Source organism: Streptomyces chromofuscus (assembly GCF_015160875.1).
Lineage (GTDB): Bacteria > Actinomycetota > Actinomycetes > Streptomycetales > Streptomycetaceae > Streptomyces > Streptomyces chromofuscus.
Map to the genome: position 1 here is coordinate 5613580 of NZ_CP063374.1, position 13471 is coordinate 5627050.

General features: G+C 71.4%; 12 protein-coding genes. 8 read left to right on the forward strand and 4 right to left on the reverse strand.

What is annotated here, in order from left to right:
• Position 1: 1 nt before the first annotated feature.
• The 4 genes from IPT68_RS25480 (at position 2) to IPT68_RS25495 (ending at position 3460) form a co-directional block, all read left to right on the forward strand.
• On the forward strand, positions 2–919 hold the full coding sequence (locus tag IPT68_RS25480) for a F0F1 ATP synthase subunit gamma (protein WP_189701483.1): 918 nt from the start codon (positions 2–4) through the stop codon (positions 917–919).
• The gene (gene atpD, locus IPT68_RS25485) at positions 919–2355 is read left to right on the forward strand and encodes a F0F1 ATP synthase subunit beta (protein ID WP_189701484.1); all 1437 of its coding nucleotides are present in this window, start codon (positions 919–921) and stop codon (positions 2353–2355) included. Before IPT68_RS25480 ends, atpD begins: the two co-directional genes overlap by 1 nt.
• A gap of 118 nt (positions 2356–2473) precedes the next feature.
• Positions 2474–2851 carry a F0F1 ATP synthase subunit epsilon gene (locus IPT68_RS25490; RefSeq protein WP_189701485.1) on the forward strand — a complete coding sequence of 126 codons (378 nt, stop codon included), beginning with the start codon at positions 2474–2476 and terminating at the stop codon, positions 2849–2851.
• A 162-nt stretch (positions 2852–3013) separates the two neighbouring features.
• Positions 3014–3460 (forward strand): DUF2550 domain-containing protein, encoded by a 447-nt coding sequence (locus tag IPT68_RS25495; protein WP_189701486.1) that lies wholly within the window; start codon positions 3014–3016, stop codon positions 3458–3460.
• Positions 3461–3542: 82 nt separating this feature from the next.
• Here IPT68_RS25495 and IPT68_RS25500 read toward each other — a convergent pair whose 3' ends face one another.
• The 3 genes from IPT68_RS25500 to IPT68_RS25510 all read right to left on the reverse strand — a co-directional run bounded on the left by IPT68_RS25500 (position 3543) and on the right by IPT68_RS25510 (position 7313).
• The gene (locus IPT68_RS25500) at positions 3543–5363 is read right to left on the reverse strand and encodes a glycoside hydrolase family 18 chitinase (protein ID WP_189701487.1); all 1821 of its coding nucleotides are present in this window, start codon (positions 5361–5363) and stop codon (positions 3543–3545) included.
• Positions 5364–5484: 121 nt separating this feature from the next.
• Complete coding sequence (locus IPT68_RS25505; protein ID WP_189701488.1) at positions 5485–6126, reverse strand: response regulator; 642 nt, start codon at positions 6124–6126, stop codon at positions 5485–5487.
• The gene (locus IPT68_RS25510) at positions 6123–7313 is read right to left on the reverse strand and encodes a sensor histidine kinase (RefSeq protein ID WP_189701489.1); all 1191 of its coding nucleotides are present in this window, start codon (positions 7311–7313) and stop codon (positions 6123–6125) included. The genes IPT68_RS25505 and IPT68_RS25510 overlap by 4 nt, the downstream gene beginning before the upstream one ends.
• 153 nt (positions 7314–7466) lie before the next feature.
• Between IPT68_RS25510 and IPT68_RS25515 the strand changes: the two genes are divergently transcribed.
• On the forward strand, positions 7467–8117 hold the full coding sequence (locus IPT68_RS25515) for a hypothetical protein (RefSeq protein ID WP_228039891.1): 651 nt from the start codon (positions 7467–7469) through the stop codon (positions 8115–8117).
• Between the two features lies 1 nt (position 8118).
• Here the strand turns inward: IPT68_RS25515 and IPT68_RS25520 are convergent, their stop codons facing one another.
• On the reverse strand, positions 8119–8691 hold the full coding sequence (locus IPT68_RS25520; RefSeq protein ID WP_189701490.1) for a cob(I)yrinic acid a,c-diamide adenosyltransferase: 573 nt from the start codon (positions 8689–8691) through the stop codon (positions 8119–8121).
• A gap of 591 nt (positions 8692–9282) precedes the next feature.
• Here IPT68_RS25520 and IPT68_RS25525 point away from each other — a divergent pair.
• The 3 genes from IPT68_RS25525 to IPT68_RS25535 all read left to right on the forward strand — a co-directional run bounded on the left by IPT68_RS25525 (position 9283) and on the right by IPT68_RS25535 (position 13394).
• Complete coding sequence (locus tag IPT68_RS25525) at positions 9283–10131, forward strand: 3-hydroxyacyl-CoA dehydrogenase family protein (RefSeq protein ID WP_189701491.1); 849 nt, start codon at positions 9283–9285, stop codon at positions 10129–10131.
• Between the two features lie 145 nt (positions 10132–10276).
• Positions 10277–10600: an STAS domain-containing protein gene (locus IPT68_RS25530; RefSeq protein WP_189701492.1), complete on the forward strand. Its 324-nt coding sequence runs from the start codon at positions 10277–10279 to the stop codon at positions 10598–10600.
• Between the two features lie 265 nt (positions 10601–10865).
• Positions 10866–13394, forward strand: a complete 2529-nt coding sequence (locus IPT68_RS25535) for an ATP-binding protein (RefSeq protein ID WP_189701493.1) — start codon at positions 10866–10868, stop codon at positions 13392–13394.
• Positions 13395–13471 lie beyond the last annotated feature (77 nt).

Consider the following 13471-nt stretch of genomic DNA (forward strand, 5'->3'; position numbering starts at 1 on the left):
CATGGGAGCCCAGCTCCGGGTCTACAAGCGTCGCATCCGATCCGTCACCGCGACCAAGAAGATCACCAAGGCGATGGAGATGATCGCCGCCTCGCGCGTCGTCAAGGCGCAGCGCAAGGTGGCGGCCTCCAAGCCGTACGCGGAGGAACTGACCCGCGCGGTCACGGCCGTCGGCACGGGTTCGAACACCAAGCACCCGCTGACCACCCAGGCCGAGACGGTCACGCGGTCCGCGGTGCTGCTCCTGACCAGCGACCGTGGGCTGGCCGGCGCGTTCAACGCCAACGCCATCAAGCAGGCGGAGCAGCTCACCGAGCGGCTGGAGCGCGAGGGCAAGCGGGTCGACGTGTACATCGTCGGCCGGCGCGGTGTGGCCCACTACAACTTCCGTGAGCGCACGATCGCGGAGTCGTGGACCGGCTTCACCGACGAGCCCTCGTACGCGGACGCCAAGAAGGTGGCGGCGCCGCTGATCGAGGCCATCCAGAAGGACACGGCGAACGGCGGCGTGGACGAGCTCCACATCGTCTTCACCGAGTTCGTGTCGATGATGACGCAGACGGCGCAGGACGCGCGCATGCTGCCGCTCAGCCTCGACGAGGTCGCGGCGGAGGCCAAGCCCAAGGGCGAGATCCTCCCGCTGTACGACTTCGAGCCCTCGGCGGAGGACGTCCTCGACGCCCTGCTGCCGCGCTACGTGGAGAGCCGTATCTACAACGCGCTGCTCCAGTCGGCCGCTTCGAAGCACGCCGCCACCCGGCGTGCGATGAAGTCGGCCACCGACAACGCCGGTGAGCTCATCGAGAACCTCACCCGGCTTGCCAATGCGGCCCGTCAGGCCGACATCACCCAGGAAATCAGCGAGATCGTCGGTGGCGCGAGCGCCCTGGCCGACGCGACCGCGGGGAGTGACTACTAATGACCACCACTGCTGAGACGGCCACGGCGACGGGCCGCGTCGCGCGGGTCATCGGCCCGGTCGTCGACGTGGAGTTCCCCGTCGACGCGATCCCGGAGATCTACAACGCCCTGCACGTCGAGGTCTCCGACCCGGCGAACGCGGGCGAGAAGAAGACGCTGACCCTGGAGGTCGCCCAGCACCTGGGTGACGGCCTGGTGCGCGCCATCTCCATGCAGCCCACCGACGGTCTGGTCCGCCAGTCCCCGGTGACCGACAGCGGCTCCGCCATCTCCGTGCCGGTCGGTGACTTCACCAAGGGCAAGGTGTTCAACACCATCGGTGACGTGCTCAACGTCGACGCCCAGTACGACGGCGAGCGCTGGCCGATCCACCGCAAGGCGCCGAACTTCGACCAGCTCGAGTCCAAGACCGAGATGTTCGAGACCGGCATCAAGGTCATCGACCTGCTGACCCCGTACGTCAAGGGCGGCAAGATCGGTCTGTTCGGTGGTGCCGGTGTCGGCAAGACCGTGCTGATCCAGGAGATGATCTACCGCGTCGCCAACAACCACGACGGTGTGTCGGTGTTCGCGGGCGTCGGTGAGCGCACCCGTGAGGGCAACGACCTCATCGACGAGATGAGCGAGTCCGGCGTCATCGACAAGACCGCGCTGGTCTTCGGTCAGATGGACGAGCCCCCGGGCACCCGTCTGCGCGTCGCGCTGGCCGGCCTGACGATGGCCGAGTACTTCCGTGACGTCCAGAAGCAGGACGTGCTGTTCTTCATCGACAACATCTTCCGCTTCACGCAGGCCGGTTCCGAGGTGTCGACCCTGCTCGGCCGTATGCCCTCCGCGGTGGGCTACCAGCCGAACCTGGCCGACGAGATGGGTCTCCTCCAGGAGCGCATCACCTCGACCCGCGGTCACTCGATCACCTCGATGCAGGCGATCTACGTCCCCGCGGACGACCTGACCGACCCGGCGCCGGCCACCACCTTCGCCCACCTCGACGCGACGACGGTGCTGTCCCGTCCGATCTCGGAGAAGGGCATCTACCCGGCCGTGGACCCGCTGGACTCCACGTCCCGGATCCTGGACCCGCGCTACATCACGCAGGACCACTACAACACGGCCATGCGGGTGAAGAACATCCTGCAGAAGTACAAGGACCTGCAGGACATCATCGCGATCCTCGGTATCGACGAGCTCGGCGAGGAGGACAAGCTCGTCGTCCACCGTGCCCGTCGCGTGGAGCGCTTCCTGTCCCAGAACACCCACGTCGCCAAGCAGTTCACCGGCGTGGACGGTTCGGACGTGTCCCTCGACGAGTCGATCACCGCGTTCAACGCGATCTGCGACGGCGAGTACGACCACTTCCCGGAGCAGGCGTTCTTCATGTGCGGTGGTATCGAGGACCTGAAGAAGAACGCGAAGGAGCTGGGCGTCTCCTGACCCGGGCCTCGTGCTCGTGTCGTGAGGGGGCGGGGTCGTCCCGCCCCCTCTGTCACGCCCATTAGACTTGTAACCAACACCCGGCAGAACCGCCGGGTGGTGACCCGAGGAGCCACCCTTGGCTGCTGAGCTGCACGTCGAGCTGGTCGCCGCGGACCGCCAGGTCTGGTCCGGCGAGGCCACCCTGGTCGTCGCGCGCACCACGTCCGGCGACATCGGCGTCATGCCCGGTCACCAGCCGCTGCTCGGTGTGCTGGAGTCGGGCCCGGTGACCATCCGTACGAGCGACGGCGCGACGGTCGTCGCCGCGGTGCACGGCGGTTTCATCTCGTTCGCGGACGACAAGCTGTCGCTGCTGGCCGAGATCGCCGAGCTGGCCGACGAGATCGACGTCAAGCGCGTCGAGCAGGATCTGGAGCGCGCGAAGGCGGAGGACGACGCCGAGGCCAAGCGCCGTGCGGACGTCCGCCTGCGGGCGGCGACGGCGGCACGTTGACCGTGGAGGCACCTCCCAGGCCCTTGAGGCACTGGGGGACCGCTGTGCGATGACGTCACTCAGCCGCGGTCGGCACCGGAGCAATCCGGCGCCGACCGCGGCTGAGGCAGATACGGGTGTTTTTTCCGTTCCGTTACCTAGGAGACGAGGAGGTCGGTGTCGATGGTCCTCGCTCTGACTGTGTGCGGAATCGTCGTGGCCCTGGTGGTGCTGGGACTGTTCGTGTTCGGCCTGCGCCGCAGGCTCATCCAGCGCTCCGGTGGCACCTTCGACTGCAGCCTGCGCTGGGACGTGCCCGAGAAACCGGACACCGGCGGCAAGGGCTGGGCGTACGGCGTGGCCCGCTACAACGGCGACCGCGTGGAGTGGTTCCGGGTGTTCTCCTACGCCCCCCGTCCGCGCCGCGTCCTGGAGCGGTCCGCGATCGAGGTGGCCGGCCGCCGGCTGCCCGAGGGCGAGGAGGAGCTGGCGCTGCTCTCCGACTCGGTGATCCTCGCCTGTCTGCACCGGGGCACACGTCTGGAACTCGCCATGAGCGAGGACGCGCTGACCGGTTTCCTCGCGTGGCTCGAGGCAGCCCCGCCCGGTCAGCGAGTGAATGTGGCGTAGCCACATTCACTCGCTGGGTGGGGGTCCCCCCGGACGAAGTCTGGGGGAGCGTCAACGTCGCTTAGGTCTTACGGAACAGGGGCTACCTCAGCCCGTTGCTGATGGCGGTGACCAGTTCGCCGTTGGTGGTGTCGCCGCTGAACTCCCAGAAGAACGCGCCGCCCAGGCCCTGGTTCTTCGCCCAGGTCATCTTCCCGGCGATCGTCGACGGGGTGTCGTACGACCACCAGTTGGTGCCGCAGTGCGCGTACGCCGTGCCGGCGATGGTGCCGTTGGCGGGGCAGGTGTTCTTCAGGACCTTGTAGTCCTCGATGCCCGGCTCATAGGTGCCGGGGGCCGCGCCGGTCGCCGTGCCGCCGGGGGCGGACTGGGTGACGCCGGTCCAGCCGCGGCCGTAGAAGCCGATGCCGAGCAGCAGCTTGGCGGACGGGACGCCCTTCGACTTCAGCTTGGCGATGGCGTCGGCCGAGTTGAAGCCGGCCGCCGGGATGCCGGGGTACGAGGTGAGCGGGGAGTGCGGGGCGGTGGGGCCGTCCCCGTCGAAGGCGCCGAAGTAGTCGTACGTCATCACGTTGTACCAGTCGAGGTACTGGGCGGCGCCGCCGTAGTCGGCCGCGTCGATCTTGCCGCCGGAGGAGCCGTCTGCGGTGATGGCCGCGGTGACCAGGTAGTTGGAGCCGAACTCCGTGCGCAGCGCGGACATCAGGTTCCGGAAGGCCGCGGGGCCGGAGGTGTCGCAGGTCAGGCCGCAGGCGTTCGGGTACTCCCAGTCGATGTCGATGCCGTCGAAGACGTCGGCCCAGCGCGGGTCCTCCACGACGGCCTTGCAGGACTTGGCGAACGCGGCCGGGTTCTGCGCGGCCTGGCCGAAGCCGCCGGAGTAGGTCCAGCCGCCGAACGAGTACAGCACCTTGATGTGCGGGTACTTGGCCTTCAGCTGACGCAGCTGGTTGAAGTTGCCGCGCAGCGGCTGGTCCCAGGTGTCGGCGGTGCCGCTGACGGACTGGTCGGCGGTGTAGGCCTTGTCGTAGGCCGCGTAGGTGTCGTCGACGGTGCACTGACCGTTCTTGACGTTGCCGAACGCGTAGTTGATGTGGGTGATCTTCGCGGCGGAGCCCGAGGTCACCAGGTTCTTCACGTGGTAGTTGCGGCCGTAGACGCCCCACTCGGTGAAGTAGCCGAGGTTGATCTTGGCGCCGGGCTGCGGGTCGGTGCCGCCGCCGGTGGTGCGCACCGCGCGGGCGCCCGAGACCGGACCGGTCTGGTCGGCGGTGTCACGGGCCTGGACGGTGTAGGAGTAGTCGGTGCCGGCGGTCAGCCCGGTGTCCGTGTAGCTCGTTCCGGTGACGGTCGCGACCCTGGTGCCGCCGCGCAGGACGTCGTAGTTCTTGATGCCGTTGTCGTCGGTGGCGGCGCTCCAGGCGAGGGTCACCGAGGTGTCGGTGATGTTGGAGGCGGAGGGGGTGCCCGGCGCGCTCGGCGGGTTGTCGCCGGGGACCGAGCCGCCGTCGCAGCTGCCGCCGTTGATCCTGCAGTTGGACGGTGCGCCGGAGCCGGCGCCGTTGAAGCCGAAGGAGACGGAGGCGCCGGGGGCGAGGGTGCCGTTCCAGGACTTGTTCTTGGCGGTCCAGTGGGTGCCGGAGGAGGTGACGTCGGCGTCCCAGGCGGAGGTGACGGACGTACCGGAGGGGAAGTCCCACTCCACCGTCCAGGAGGTGATGGTGGTGGTGCCCGTGTTCTTGACGGTCCACTTGCCCTCGAAGCCGGTGCCCCAGTCCTGGGTCTTGGCGTAGGTGGCGGTGGCCGAGGTCGCTGCCTGGGCGGGGCTCGCGAGACCGACCAGACCGGCCAGCGGGAGCAGCAGGGTCGCGAGTCCTGCCGCGGCTCTGTGTCTGAAGCGCATGCTGCGCCTCCTTATGTGGGGTTGTCGGGGGCATGACTGAGCCATCAGGCCCTCAGTGCCGCGAGGATAGAAAGGTCTGGACCATAGGTCAATAGGTCTGGACCACGCCCCGGTGTGTGTGCTAGATCCCCAACTCCTGGGCCAGCACGGCGGCTTGGACCCGGCTGCGCAGCTCCAGCTTCCCCAGCAACCGGCTGACGTGCGTCTTCACCGTCGCCTCCGCCATGTCGAGGCGGACTGCGATCTCGGCGTTGGACAGGCCCTCGCCGAGACAGGACAGCACCTCGCGTTCGCGCCGGGTGAGGGCGTCCAGTACCGAGGGGTCGGCCTTCGGCTCCCGGACCGGCCCGGCGGCGAACTCGGCGATGAGCCGGCGGGTGACGGCCGGTGAGATCAGGCCCTCGCCGCGCGCCACCGTCCGGACCGCCGCCAGTAGGTCCTTCGCGTCCGTGTTCTTCAGCAGGAAGCCGGCGGCACCGGCGCGCAGCGCGCCGAACACGTACTCGTCGAGGTCGAAAGTCGTCAGCACCAGGACGTCGGCCAGCCGCTCGGCCACCACCTGCCGGGTCGCCGACACCCCGTTCAGGCGCGGCATCTGAACGTCCATCAGCACCAGGTCGGGCCTGAGCTCGCGGGCCAGCGCCACCGCCTGCTCGCCGTCGGACGCCTCGCCGACGACGTCGATGTCGGGCGCGCTGCGCAGGATGAGCACGAGACCGGCGCGCACGGCGCACTGGTCCTCGGCGACGAGCACGCGGATCATTCGGTCACTCCTTCGACCATCGGGAGGGTGGCCCGTACGACCCAGACCTTCCCCTCGGGTGAGTCCTCCGGCCCGGCCTCGAAGCCGCCGTCCAGCAGGGCGGCCCGTTCCCGCATGCCGACCAGGCCGGCGCCCGACCCGGGGGCCCGGGGCCCCTCCCGTTCGCCGTACGGGCTGGTCACGGTGATGTCCAGCGAGCCGTCCCGCTGCCGCAGCACGACCGCGACCCGGCCGGGAGCGGCGTGCTTGAGGGCGTTGGTGAGGGACTCCTGGACGATCCGGTACGTGGCGAGCTCCACCGGCGCGGGCAGTGACGCGCCGTGCTCGGCGTCGAGGGTGACGTCGAGGCCGTTGGCGCGGGCCGTGTCGACGAGGGCGCCGAGGCCGTCGAGGGTGGGGGAGGGGCCGGGCTCTCCGCTGTCGCCGCTGTCGTCGCGCAGCAGCCCGATCAGCCGGCGCATCTCCGCCAGCCCCTCGACGCTGTTCTCGCGGATGACCCCGAGGGCCTGCCGGGTGGTCTCCGGCTCGTCCAGGGACAGCGCGGCCGTCGAGTGGATGGCGATCGCGGAGAGGTGGTTGGCGACCATGTCGTGCAACTCCCGGGCCATCCGCGCGCGTTCCGCCGTGACGGCCTGGACGCGGTCCATCTCGGCGAGCAGCGCGGTCTGCTCGGCGCGCAGCCGGGCGGCCTCGGCGGCCTCGCGGTGGTTGCGCACGATCAGGCCGGTGGAGGCGGGCGCGAAGGCGACGATGCCGAGGGCGACGCCGATCAGCAAGGCCTCCGGCTCCCGCCACATCGCGAACGGCACGACCGTCCCGGCCACCGACAACAGACCGGTGATCCGGGGGATGCGACGGGCCGAGGCGGGCGTGCCGTACAGGACGGCCGCGTACACCACGTCGGTGTACATCAGGACGGTGACCAGGCTGCCCTGCGTCACGGTGTCCACGGTCAGGGCCGCCGTGGCGGTCAGCAGGGCGGTGCGCGGGGCGGCCCGGCGCAGCGTCTCGCAGCCTGCCATCACGACCAGCGGCACCAGCAGCGCCCAGCGGCCGGACCACAGCACGATGGGCTCGTCCGCCGGGCGGACGCCGAGGCCGATGCCCCACAGCAGCACCCCGCCGAGCAGCCCGGCCAGCCCGACGTACAGGTCGAAGCGGTGCGGGCGGGGGAGTCGTACGGCCATGGCACCCATCCAACACGGCGAGCCGGCCCGACGCCTGATCCCGCGGAACGGTCCGCGTCTACATCGAAGGATGCAGTGGCGGTTCGTCACCGGCGACGACGACTGGGGCGGATCCCGACGGGAGCCTTGAGGGATGACCGAGAGGAGTGAGCCGTGATCGTCACGCTGATCGTCGTCTGCGAGGTCGGCTTCTGGGTGCTGCTGGCCGCGGGGCTGTTCTTCCGCTACGGGCTGCGGATGCGCCGTACGGGGCTGGCCCTGCTGCTGCTCGAGCCGCTGCTGGAGGTCGTCCTGCTGGTCGCCACCGCGGTCGACCTCGACAACGGCGCCGACCCGAGCTGGAAGCACGGTCTGGCCGCCCTCTACATCGGCTACACCGTCGGCCACGGCCACCGCACGGTGAAATGGCTCGACGGCCACGCCGCCCACCGCCTCGCCGGTGCCGCGCCACCGGTGAAACCGCCGCGTCACGGGATGGCGCGGGCCCGCCACGAGGCGAGGATCTGGCTCGGCACGGTCGTCGCCGCCGCGGTGGCCGGCGCGCTGCTGCTGATCGCGAGGTGGTACGTGGGCGACCCGGCCCGCACGGGCTCCCTGGAGAGCTGGATCCTCGTGGCCTGGCGCGCGGCCGGCATCCACGGCCTGATCGCGTTGTCGTACGCCGTCTGGCCGAAGAAGGCGCCCCGCGAGGACCAGCGGCCGTCGCCCGCCCCGGACCAGCGGGACGTCACCGACGCCCTGGCCGGCCCTGCGGACCGGGACGCCGCGTCCTGCGGGAGCGCCCGTGGCCGGCGGAGCGGCTGAGTCAGCGCTCCCCGCCGGGGACCCACAGGACGTCGCCGAGTTCCCTGTTCGCGGTGCGGGCCAGGATGAACAGGAGGTCCGACAGCCGGTTGAGGTAGGTCGCGGTCAGCGGGTTCATCGTCTCGCCGTGGACTTCCAGCGCCGCCCAGGTGGAGCGCTCGGCCCGGCGCACCACGGTGCAGGCCTGGTGGAGCAGGGCGGCGCCCGGGATGCCGCCCGGCAGGATGAAGGAGCGGAGCTTCTGCAGGCCCTCGAGGAAGCGGTCGCAGTCCGCCTCCAGCCTGTCGACGTAGGACTGCTCGACCCGCAGGGGCGGGAACTCGGGGTTCTCCATCACCGGCGTGCACAGGTCCGCCCCCACGTCGAACAGGTCGTTCTGGACGCGGGTGAGGACCTTGACGATCTCCTCGTCGAGGTCGCCCAGCGCGATCGCCGTGCCGATCACCGCGTTGGCCTCGTTGGCGTCGGCGTAGGCCGAGATCCGCACGTCGGTCTTGGCGACCCGGCTCATGTCACCGAGGGCGGTGGTGCCCTGGTCGCCGGTACGGGTGTAGATACGCGTCAGGTTGACCATGAGGCCAGCGTAGTTACGCCGCGGCGGTTCGGAACACGCGTGTGCCCACCGTCACGGACAGTGCCGTGAGGCCGACGGCCACCGGGACGCCGTACGTCCCGAGACGGCGCGGCGGCACGAGGTGCGCGAGCACGACCGGCAGACGCGCACGACAGCGGGGCCCGCGACACCGCGATCGGCGCGACGAAGGCGAACGGCGGGGTGCGCCGCCGGCGCGACGGCGAGTAGGCCACCGCGGCCGTCCTGCGCGCACTGCGCGAAGTGCGCGAACTGCGCGAGCTGTACCAAGAAACCGAGGCGGTCTCTCCCCGGATGGGATCGATGGCGTGCAATGCCCGTTCCATGACGGTCATTCACGGAGAGGGCCGGTGGCAGGCCTGCGCCTGGTGCTGCTGGACGCGATGCATGAGCCGTTGGGCGGCAAGGCGCTCAACTACGCCGTACGAGGCGACGAATGAGCCGTGCCGGTGTGATGTCCGTCATGTGAGACGTGACGCGCATTACTTACCGGTCACACGGGCCCTCACGAGCGCTAGGGTCCGCCGAGAGCCATACGTAAACAGCGGGTAAGCATCACAAGGGGAGTCGTCAGTGGCACGGAAGCTCGCCGTCATCGGGGCCGGTCTCATGGGTTCCGGCATCGCCCAGGTCTCCGCCCAGGCGGGCTGGGACGTCGTCCTGCGCGACGTCACCGACGAGGCGCTCAGGCGTGGCACCGACGGCATCAAGGCCTCGTACGACAAGTTCGTCGGCAAGGGCAAGCTGCAGGCGGACGACGCCGACGCCGCCCTGGCCCGCATCACCGCGACCACCGACCTCGACGCCGCCGCCGACGCCGACATCGTCGTCGAGGCCGTCTTCGAGAAGCTGGACGTCAAGCACGAGATCTTCCGCACCCTCGACAAGATCGTGCGCCCGGACGCCGTCCTCGCCTCCAACACCTCCGCCATCCCGATCACCAAGATCGCGGCCGTGACGGAGCACCCGGAGCGGGTCGTCGGCACCCACTTCTTCTCGCCGGTGCCGATGATGCAGCTGTGCGAGCTGGTCCGCGGCTACAAGACCAGCGACGAGACCCTCGCCACCGCGCGGGAGTTCGCCGAGTCGGTCGGCAAGACCTGCATCGTCGTCAACCGCGACGTGGCCGGCTTCGTCACCACCCGGCTGATCTCGGCGCTCGTCGTCGAGGCGGCCCAGCTGTACGAGTCGGGCGTCGCCTCCGCCGAGGACATCGACCTCGCCTGCAAGCTGGGCTTCGGGCACGCCATGGGCCCGCTGGCCACGGCCGACCTCACCGGCGTCGACATCCTGCTGCACGCCACGAGCAACATCTACACCGAGACCCAGGACGAGAAGTTCGCTCCGCCGGAGCTGATGCGCCGGATGGTTGACGCCGGTGACATCGGACGCAAGAGCGGGCAGGGCTTCTACAAGCACTGAAGCGGCACACGCCCCTGAGACATCACACCTCGGGGTGAATTCGGTATCGGTTCGCTTACAACCAGCAACCGCGCCGCCACAGAAGCAGTCAGACGTTGCACAGCCACCGTCTTGGAGTACGTCACCGCACTCACGGGGAGCGCATATGCACATCAGGGGCGACCACGCCGAGGTGGTCGTCGGGGGCCGCCTCGACGTCCGCAGCGCGGCGGACGCCCGTACGGTCCTGCACTCGGCCGTCGACGACGGCGACGGCGACCTCGTCCTCGACCTGTCCGAACTGGACTCGTGGGACGCCACCGGACTCGGGGTCATCATGGGTGCCCACCGGCGGGCCGGCCGCTGTGGCCGGCGTCTGGTGCTGCGCGGCGTACCGCCGCAGATGCAGCGCCTGCTGGTGGCCACCCGGCTGCACCGGATCCTGGCGATCGAGGGCGGCATCGGGGTGGACTCCCTGCCCCGGGTCTGACCCGTGCCACCAGGAGCGTCACCGGGGCGCGGGGGAAGACCGGGCGGCTCACGGCGAAACGCCCGACGCGCCCAATCCTCACGAGACTGTGACGTCTCGGACCCGGTGGCACCCCGGGCTGTCGTACATACTGACCGAAGGTTTAGGGTTCGGTCGCCCGCGTCTGATCAACCCTCGTGCGGGCCCGGACCAGAAGCGACAGCGCGGTGTGCGGCAAGGCCGGGAGGGGCTCGACGCACCCGACGCTTTTGGGGGGCTTGAACCTATGGACCCGAACAACCGGGGACCCGAAGAGTACGGCCAGGACGGTGACGGCAACCCGCCGCGCCAGCGCCCTCCCCGGGACCCCCTGACATCCGACTTCGGTCAGCACGCGCCCGCACCCGCCCGCACGGTGCAGCTGGTCTCCGGTGACTTCCTGCTCACCGTCAACCCCGTCGACGGCAGCGAGATAGAACTCTGCCCGCCCGGCGAACGCCCCGGCCGACCCCAGAAACTGACCCCGGCCCAGCGTGCCGAGGTGGCCCGCGCCGCCGCCCCACCGGTCCCGCCCGGCCCCAGCCGGCCCGCCCTGCCGCTCCTCGGCCGCCGGGACGAACGCGAGCGTCTGGTACGGCTGCTCGCCCGCGGCCGCTCCGTGCGCCTGACCGGCCCCGGCGGCTCCGGCCGCACCACCCTCCTCGACGTCGTCGCCGAGGACTGCGCGGACCTCGCCCCCGACGGCGTCGTCCGTCTGACCGGCTTCCACCGCACCACGACCGACCTGCTGTACGACCTCTTCTACGCCGTCCACAGCGCGCCCCTGCACCGCCCGGCACGGGACGAACTGCTCGAGCACGTCCAGGAGATCGGCGCGGTCGTCGTCCTCGACGACATCGAGTTCGGCGGCGCCGCGCTCGACGAGCTGCTGGACGCCACCCCCGAGTGCGCCTTCCTCATCGCCGCCACCCCGGACGTGCCCGCGCCGTCCGCCGAGGCGGCCGTCGAGGAGGTCTTCCTCGACGGGCTCGACCGCGCCGGCGGTCTGGAGCTGCTGGAGCACGCCGTCGGCCGGCCGCTCAGCGAGGACGAGTCCAACTGGGCCGGCGACCTGTGGTTCGAGTCGGAGGGCCTGCCGCTGCGGTTCGTGCAGGCCGGCGCCCTGCTGCGGCAGCGCGACCGGCTGCGCGCCGGCGCGGAGGCGCTCGACGAGTTCGGCGTCTTCCAGGACATCCAGGTCGACGAGCCCCTCGACGCGGTCCCCGGCCCGCCCGTCGGCGCCGACGTCCCGCTGCCCTCGCTCGCCGAGGGGGCCGCGCCCGCCGCGCTGCTCGCCGCCCGGCTCAGCGCCTCGGCCCGTGCCACCCTGCGGATCGCCGTGGCGCTCGGCGGTGAGGTGCCCCACCAGGCGCATCTGCCCGCCCTGGTCGGCGACACCCACGCGGACGCCGCGCTGGGCGAGTTGCTGGCCTGCGCGCTGGTCTCACCGGTCGGCTCCCGCTACCGGCTCGCCGCCGGCGTGCAGACCCAGCTGGAGACCGCCGGATACGCCGACGACCCCGCCGACCAGGCCCTGACCGCCGCCCGGCACTACACCTGGTGGGCCGGGCACCCCTCGGTGACCCCCGAGCGCGTGTGCGCCGAGGCGGACGCCCTGCTGACCGCCCTCGCCGCGCCGGCCCCGGCGACCACGCCGACCGACGAGGACGAGGACGGCGCCGACGTGCGGCTGGCCCGCACGGCCGCGCCCGCGTTCGCCGCAGGGCTGCACTGGAGCGCCTGGGAACGCGCGCTGCGCTCCGGCGCCGAGGCCGCCCGGCTCGCCGGCGACGTCGCCGAACAGGCCTACTTCCACCACGAACTGGGCGTCCTCGCGCTGTGCGAGGGACGGCTCGACCGGGCCCGCGCCGAACTGGAGGCCGCCATCGGCCTGCGGGGCGCCCTCGCCGACAAGCGCGGCACCGTCGCCGGCCGCCGTGCCCTCGCCCTGGTCACCGACCGGGGGGGCGCGACACCCGGCGTCGCCGCGACGCTCCCCCTCGGCGGCGCCACCGGTGACGAGGTGCCCGACGCCCGCTCCGAGGAGTCCACGTCGCCGGTCGGCAAAGTCCCGGCGGCCCTGGCGGACTTCCCGTCGCTGCAACGGCCCGACAGCAGCCCGGCCCTGGTCACCCACCGCTCCACGCCCGGAGCGGCGTCCGGACGCGCCCGGGGCGGCGGCCTGCGCGGCCTCGCCCGGCGCAACCTGGTCGCGGCCGGCGCGGGCGCGCTGCTCGTGGCGGTGCTCGGCACGGTGGTGACGCTCGGCGCCACCTCCGGCAACGAGGCCGAGAGCCCGTCCGACCAGGTGGGCGTCAACCCGTCCGTCAGCCAGGACACCGGCGACGGCAGCCTCGGCGCGGACGAGGCGGACCAGGACGACGGCGACACGGGCGGGGCGAGCAGCCGGCCGACGGATCCGGGACCCGACGGCACGTTCGGCACGACGGACGACCCGACGCCGACGGACCCGGAGACAGGGTCGCAGGAGCCGTCGGACGAACCGAGCGGGACGCACAACCCGGGTGGGGGCCCCAACTCGCCGTCGTCCTCGCCGACGCGGCCGCCGTCGACGTCCCCGACGAAGCCGACGTCCTCCGGGTCGCCGACCGGCAGGCCGACGACCTCCGGGTCGCCCACGCCGAGCATCAGCCCGACACCGACGACGTCCAGCCCGGCGCCGACCGAGTCCACCACCGCCAGCGACTCCGCCTCCGCGACCGCCACGCAGTCCAGCGCCGTCGGCACACCCAGCGGCGCGGAGCAGGTGATCTAAGCCCCCGCCGACAGCAAAGGGCCGGGTCCGCCGCAACGGACCCGGCCCTCGCCGTCGTACCGGAGACGCCCTGCCGA

Coding starts and splice junctions, on each gene's coding strand:
- IPT68_RS25480 (WP_189701483.1), top strand. CDS start 2: ATGGGAGCCCAGCTCCGGGTCTACAAGCGTCGCATCCGATCCGTCACC.
- atpD (WP_189701484.1), top strand. CDS start 919: ATGACCACCACTGCTGAGACGGCCACGGCGACGGGCCGCGTCGCGCGG.
- IPT68_RS25495 (WP_189701486.1), top strand. CDS start 3,014: ATGGTCCTCGCTCTGACTGTGTGCGGAATCGTCGTGGCCCTGGTGGTG.
- IPT68_RS25500 (WP_189701487.1), bottom strand. CDS start 5,363: ATGCGCTTCAGACACAGAGCCGCGGCAGGACTCGCGACCCTGCTGCTC.
- IPT68_RS25505 (WP_189701488.1), bottom strand. CDS start 6,126: ATGATCCGCGTGCTCGTCGCCGAGGACCAGTGCGCCGTGCGCGCCGGT.
- IPT68_RS25510 (WP_189701489.1), bottom strand. CDS start 7,313: ATGGCCGTACGACTCCCCCGCCCGCACCGCTTCGACCTGTACGTCGGG.
- IPT68_RS25520 (WP_189701490.1), bottom strand. CDS start 8,691: ATGGTCAACCTGACGCGTATCTACACCCGTACCGGCGACCAGGGCACC.
- IPT68_RS25530 (WP_189701492.1), top strand. CDS start 10,277: ATGCACATCAGGGGCGACCACGCCGAGGTGGTCGTCGGGGGCCGCCTC.
- IPT68_RS25535 (WP_189701493.1), top strand. CDS start 10,866: ATGGACCCGAACAACCGGGGACCCGAAGAGTACGGCCAGGACGGTGAC.